Source organism: Vibrio genomosp. F10 str. ZF-129 (assembly GCF_000287055.2).
In the GTDB taxonomy this organism is placed as follows: Bacteria; Pseudomonadota; Gammaproteobacteria; order Enterobacterales; family Vibrionaceae; genus Vibrio.
The window spans coordinates 1-3,611 of record NZ_AJYQ02000028.1; the positions used below are offsets into that span (position 1 = coordinate 1).

General features: G+C 35.5%; 6 protein-coding genes. All 6 read right to left on the bottom strand.

What is annotated here, in order from left to right; genetic code table 11:
* Positions 1-613 (bottom strand): hypothetical protein (locus A1QO_RS04420; RefSeq protein ID WP_017041534.1); only part of this gene is annotated, 613 nt, incomplete at its 3' end.
* Positions 614-740: 127 nt separating this feature from the next.
* Positions 741-1,283 (bottom strand): YniB family protein, encoded by a 543-nt coding sequence (locus A1QO_RS04425; RefSeq protein WP_017041535.1) that lies wholly within the window; start codon positions 1,281-1,283, stop codon positions 741-743.
* Positions 1,284-1,391: 108 nt separating this feature from the next.
* Positions 1,392-1,814, bottom strand: coding sequence for a hypothetical protein (locus A1QO_RS04430; protein ID WP_017041536.1), 423 nt, complete (start codon positions 1,812-1,814; stop codon positions 1,392-1,394).
* 110 nt (positions 1,815-1,924) lie between these two features.
* Complete coding sequence (locus tag A1QO_RS04435) at positions 1,925-2,560, bottom strand: hypothetical protein (protein ID WP_017041537.1); 636 nt, start codon at positions 2,558-2,560, stop codon at positions 1,925-1,927.
* Positions 2,561-2,685: 125 nt separating this feature from the next.
* Positions 2,686-3,036 (bottom strand): hypothetical protein, encoded by a 351-nt coding sequence (locus A1QO_RS04440; protein WP_017041538.1) that lies wholly within the window; start codon positions 3,034-3,036, stop codon positions 2,686-2,688.
* 133 nt (positions 3,037-3,169) lie between these two features.
* The gene (locus A1QO_RS04445) at positions 3,170-3,556 is read right to left on the bottom strand and encodes a VOC family protein (RefSeq protein WP_017041539.1); all 387 of its coding nucleotides are present in this window, start codon (positions 3,554-3,556) and stop codon (positions 3,170-3,172) included.
* Positions 3,557-3,611 lie beyond the last annotated feature (55 nt).

Sequence of the window (3,611 nt, forward strand, 5' to 3'; positions counted from 1 at the left end):
GAAAGTGTCCGGTTGGAGTTGACCAGAACACAGTCCAACCCAATGGGCTTTCAGAAATATTTTCACCGGCATTGATATGAGTTTGTGGATAAAGAGCATTGCTTTCAATCTCATTTTCAATGTTTCCTATTAGCTCAATAAAATTTTGAAGAGTGCTGATGCTAGGTTCATCAAATTTTGAATGACCGATTGAGTATAATTTATCCACTTTCGATTCTTCTGTTAAACAATCATCAATATTGACTACTCTTGTTTCATAAGTTGATTTCGAGTGTGCAAAAAAATCTCTTAGTGCGAAATACTGATGCAGATCTTGGTATTTTTTACTCCCTGATAAATTAGCCAAACCGATTGTTTTAAATAAATATTTATCAGTTTCTTTCCGTCCTCTGAGTTTTTTTGTTATTAAACATTCCCAGTTTTCAATAAGAGCATTACCAAAATAATCGATCATTGATTCAAATGAAAATGCAGCATGTATTATTCCAGTGACTAAGTAATATTGCCTTAGATCATCATTGCTTGCATTTTTTGCAAGGTTCAAACTCATATCTGCAAACATGAATAATTTATGTGATGGCCTAGCTTCAAAAGTAACTTCATATGAGGACACCAAAAAATCTCCAGTAAAAATATAACGCCGCGTTAAGCGGACAAAAATTGTGGGTTATAATGTGTAGCGAAGCGAAACGTAACCCACTGTTTTAGTTCCGTTTAAACGCCTTGTTAGCAATATTTCCTCAGAAGCCTAGAATTTTTACTAGAAGAGTCCCAATTACAGCAACAATAATAGGTGCCAAATATAGCTTGTGAATATTTGAAAACATTCCTTCACTGGGAATGTTTACAGAATGGGAGATCTCCTCTCGTGACCTAGCAACAGTTCCTCTGATAGATTCCTCAATTACCTGATCTTCAATTTTTTTACGGATTACTCTTAACCTACATGATAAATTTGAGCCAACGCCCCAAAATGTAATTCCTATGAAAACAGACAAATAAATCAAAGCAAAAGAAACATTCTGTGACTCTTCAAAATTAACATGGTTCGGAGTTGGGGATTTCTCCCAAAAAAACATTAAAAAATCAGTATTTTCATAAATATAATAAACAGCTTTTTTAAAAGGCTGTGCTAATGCCGAACCAAAACGTGTACCGTCATCAAGGCGAAAATAAATCATTTTTAAAAATGATATTACTGTAGAGATAACACTCGGAAGAATGATAAAAGCTCCGACGAATCTAAAGATGAGCGATTTCTTTTTAGCTTCCTGAAAATTCACAATGCTTCCTTATATTGCTAACGCCCACTTAAGCGGACAAAAATTGTTGGCTACACTTGTTGAGGAACGAAACAAAGCCAACTGTTTTTGTTCCGTTTAAAGTGCTTGTTAAGCGGCTAATATAGTAACCACAACACCCGCAATAAAGAAGAACATACTCACTAATATGGATTTCCAAAATGATTTTGTGCCTTCACTTTTTAGTTCTCCTCGTAGGGTTTGAGCAACAGCTTCTATCTCTGATTCTTTTAATTTTGCAAGGTGTTCAAAACGCTCTACATCAGCTTGTAACTTTGATGCTAGTTCATGCCTCTGTTTTATTTCTGACTCTATTTCATTAGTTAGATCAATTGATTCTTTAAGAGATTTAGAAAGTCGAGAAATGCGCTCATTGGTAGTCTCACCTCTCTTCTCTTTAATTTTTCTTTCAACCTTAATTTTTATGAATTCCATAAATATTATGAAAACAGCAACACCCAAGATTGAAGGTAATACGCTTAAAAATAAATCTGTCGGGTTTATAGTATCCATTGAATTCCTAATTGACGCTTAACGCCGCAATAAGCGGACTAAAATGGTGGGTTATAATGTGTAGCGAAGCGAAACCTAACCCACTGTTTTAGTTCCGTTTAATTGCCTTGTTATACGTTTTTTGCACCCACAAAAAGGTGATTGTCATGTGATGCGTTTTCAAATTGCTTTATTCTAGAGATAATACTTTTAATGCTATCCTCATCATCTCCCATTCCCTTCGATATTTTTGTCATAAAGTAAATGATTCGAGACCAAGCTTTAAAGTGCTCATCAGTTAAATTTGATGCAACTGGTAATAGATTACCAAAAGTATTCAAGTCGACTTCACATTGATTTTTGATAGCCTTAATTTCCGTAGTTGATAAGCCATGTTCTTTTATATATTTACTAAGTCTGTCTAAGTACTCGACGTTTTCAATGTGTTTTTCACCATAAAAATCACCTACTCGATATTCTTTATCTAAGCTGATAAAACCGAATCGAAGAAAGAATATAAGATATTCTCTTAACCGTTTTTCTTTGACAATTAATAGCTCTATCTTATTTTGATTTTGCCAACGTTCAACAATTACCATTATAAGAATGAGTTCAATACACATACCTGTTAATTCAGGCAGTAAATTCCCTAAAAAATACTCACTGGGATTGTTAGCGTAAAAGCCAATTCGTAAAAATACCAATAAAAGGAGACATATGATTAAAACAAAGGTCCCCTTTTTTGAATTATCAGGAATCCAATTCATTTATAATGTAACCCTTTTGAAACGTATAACGCTAAACTAACCCGCACGAAACCTTGGTATAGACTTTTGCGAAGCAAAGGTGCCAAGCGTGAAGTGTCGGGTTTAGTGCCTTGTTAGAAATTAATCTAGAGGCAGTTTGTTTCTTGATGTATTCCATTAACACGTAATACTTTGCCATACTGACTTACTAGATTCGTTCCTGCTGTTACTACGCAAAATGCATCGCTGTCTTCTAGATTGCAAACATAGAACTCAACATCATCTAGAGTGCCATCTGTGATAGTTTTAAGCCGTATGTCGCTTTCAACTTTTTTGTTACGATAACAAAAATATCCATCAGACTTCAGTTCACTCAAAACCTCTCCTAGCTCCTTGCCTGAATAGTCTTTATTAATAGTATCCTGCACTTTTGACACCGGTGGAGCTGAACAACCGCCCAGAATAAAGGCGACCAAAATACATAAAACAAACCTCATAATAACTCCTTAATTTCTAACGCCCAATTAAACTGCCAAAAACGTACAAATGCCGTTTCTGCATACCACCTTAAACACCAAACTCAACGCAAACTAAAAATGCCACGCGTTTTTGGTCTGTTTGAATTGTTTGTTAGGTGCTTTCTTCAATTTTCCACGGAGGGTTTAGTCGATTTTCACCAGCCCAATACAACTTGATTTTGTTTCCTGATGGGTCACTTAATACCGCTTCTTTCCAGAGGAACGGTTGATCGATGGGTTCTTGATCGAACTCTATACCTTTATCTTTCAGGTTTTCTACCAGTTGATCGAGTTCTTCATGCTCAAAGTAAACAACACCTCTACATTCTAACCCACGTTTCTCTGGGTCTAAGTAGATTGAAAATGTAGAATCTCCATCGGGAAAAGAAAAACGAGCATAATACTCATCACTGACAATTTGAATAAGCCCTAATGCTTTGTAAAAGGTTACTGCCAACTTGATATCATCAACAGCCAAAGTTACTTGATTTAGATTCATATACTTTCCTTGTATCGCATGTATGCGCCTAACGCCGCGTTAAGTGGTGAGCAAC

Coding starts and splice junctions, on each gene's coding strand:
- A1QO_RS04430 (WP_017041536.1), bottom strand. CDS start 1,814: ATGGATACTATAAACCCGACAGATTTATTTTTAAGCGTATTACCTTCA.
- A1QO_RS04435 (WP_017041537.1), bottom strand. CDS start 2,560: ATGAATTGGATTCCTGATAATTCAAAAAAGGGGACCTTTGTTTTAATC.
- A1QO_RS04440 (WP_017041538.1), bottom strand. CDS start 3,036: ATGAGGTTTGTTTTATGTATTTTGGTCGCCTTTATTCTGGGCGGTTGT.
- A1QO_RS04445 (WP_017041539.1), bottom strand. CDS start 3,556: ATGAATCTAAATCAAGTAACTTTGGCTGTTGATGATATCAAGTTGGCA.